The organism is Komagataeibacter oboediens (genome assembly GCF_003207815.1).
GTDB lineage: Bacteria > Pseudomonadota > Alphaproteobacteria > Acetobacterales > Acetobacteraceae > Komagataeibacter > Komagataeibacter oboediens.
In genome coordinates this window covers 1-2,121 of record NZ_NKTX01000158.1, presented here as the reverse complement: position 1 = coordinate 2,121, position 2,121 = coordinate 1, and the positions used below count along the sequence as shown (strand labels likewise).

General features: G+C 52.4%; 1 protein-coding gene and 1 pseudogene. Both read right to left on the bottom strand.

Translation table 11 applies throughout. The features are described from left to right. Nucleotides 1–43 precede the first annotated feature (43 nt). Nucleotides 44–1,606: a hypothetical protein gene (locus CFR80_RS17840; RefSeq protein ID WP_110507830.1), complete on the bottom strand. Its 1,563-nt coding sequence runs from the start codon at nt 1,604–1,606 to the stop codon at nt 44–46. Nucleotides 1,607–1,631: 25 nt separating this feature from the next. Continuing rightward, nucleotides 1,632–2,024 (bottom strand): annotated as a pseudogene (locus CFR80_RS17835) (integrase core domain-containing protein); the annotation flags it as partial. Nucleotides 2,025–2,121: the final 97 nt, after the last annotated feature.

Here is a 2,121-nt window from a genome sequence, read left to right as displayed (position 1 = left end):
TCGCAGGTAGTACCGCGTCCCTATCTCTTAAATCGCTCATGCTTCATAGCTGAACAAGACCAGAAGTATTCAGCAAGGCGTCAGTCGCCGGGAGCTTACCGCTTCTGAGCCCGTGGTAAATGATATTGAGCGTACCATAGTCGGTATCCGGACGCGACGCACAATACTCCAGCAACCGACGTTGTACGTCCAACTCTCGCAATGCAGTCTTCTCAATTAAGAAGTCAGCAAACGATGCGTGATAGATGGTCGTCTCGTCGTGACGTAGCAGCAGGTGTTGGATCCGAGCGAGCGTGCTCACGAGCGCCAACCTCTCTGCCTCTTGCAGGATTTCAACAAGCTGCTGTGTTGGAATTCCCCATCGCAGACGGGCAATAATTGCTAGCAAATTAACGGCCTCTGGATCCACCAAGAGCTGGGGCCACAGTGTCTCGTAGTACGTGCGAATGCTGCCGTTAATCAACGGCAACACAGCAAGATGTTCGCCATCTGTGCCGCCATTCGCCAGATCAACGAGATACCGAAGATAAAGAGGGTGGCCTTGCCCTCTCTCGCAAATGATGCGGACCGTCGCAGCGGATACTCGTTCTGGGACAAGGTTATCCAAGCAAAAGGCACGCGCAGATCTTGGCTCCAACGGGGGCATCGCAATGCATGACCCACTTTCGATCCTTGAACCCAACGCGGTAGAAAGATGAATGTAGCTGGGAGCCGAAAACACAATGGACACGCCAGCAGGCATCCGAGATGGCAACAGCCCTATAAACTGGTCAAGTGTTCCTTGGCCCAGCTTTGCGACTTCGTCGATGGCATCTACGAAAATAACCGCCATCTTTTCTTGAGATACATACGACTGCCCAAGAATTTCCAGAAGTTCCGATACTCTAACAATGAGTTCTGGGTAGCTCTTTGCGGAGACACGTCCAGCTCGACCGGTCAGGTGAGACGAGACTACAGTGTTGAGCCAGTCGAAGAACACTTCAGGTTGGGCCAGGTGCATCGGACTGACCGGCCCCCTACGGGGGGTAAAACTGTAGGTTTCGAAATGCTCAAGGCTCGAGTTGAGTGGACGATACCGGTCGCAAAATGTTGATTTGCCAATCCCGTGGGCACCTTCGATGAAGACATATCCATGACTCGAAGTGCTGACAAGCAACTCAAATTTCTCGGTGAACACTTGACGCGCTGCGAGCATTTCGCCGTCAGCCTCTTGCTCTGGGAGCTCCTTAATAGGTATGGCGTGCGTTTGAAGAAAGGCCGACATTCTGGCGACAGATATGGCACCCAATGATTTGTCAATTGCAACGCGCAACATGCCTCGAGCATGACCGCCGCAGATGAGCGGAGCGCCAGAGATACCAGCATAGTTGGTCAGTGCGGACGACATATCTACGTGAAGATCGAGATCTAGATTTAATCTCGGCGTGTCGAGAACTTGCGATATTGAACCTTCCAGCCTGTGCCCGACGGAGAGCTTCGCTACTGGAAAACCAAAGGCTGTGAATTGGCTCCCTTGTATTGGGAGCTTCTCATCAAGAATAATCGGAGCAATGTCGACCTCTCGTGCGAGCGCAAGGATGCATACATCAAGGGGTAATCCCCCCATTTTTAGTGGGGCATTGAATGAGAATTCAGGCAGCTGTTTTTAGTTTCTGGGCGGGGGTTAGCCCGCTGTTCCCCATGTTGGGTCTGTCATGGTTATATGTCCAGAGCCATTGTGTTGCGACCTCCTGCACGTCCTGAATGCTTTCAAACAAATACTGCTCCAGCCATTCCTGCCGGACAGTTCTGTTGTAGCGTTCAATATAGGCGTTCTGCTGCGGATTACCCGGTTGCGTATAGATCAGGGTAATCCCCTGTTTTTCGGCCCATGAAACCAACGTATGACTGACATATTCAGGGCCATTATCCATTCGGATGGCTTCTGGCCTGCCACGCCACTCCATAACCTGTTCCAGACAGCGGACAACCCGACAGGCTGGCAGGGAAAAATCAACCTCGATCGCCAGTCCTTCACGATTGAAGATGGGGTGGACGGCCTCCATGCGGCATCAATGTGCCATGCTGGGGTCGGAATGACCATTCAGAGGAGACCGCCCGGATGAAAATTACCATGATCGG

Coding starts and splice junctions, on each gene's coding strand:
- CFR80_RS17840 (WP_110507830.1), bottom strand. CDS start 1,606: ATGGGGGGATTACCCCTTGATGTATGCATCCTTGCGCTCGCACGAGAG.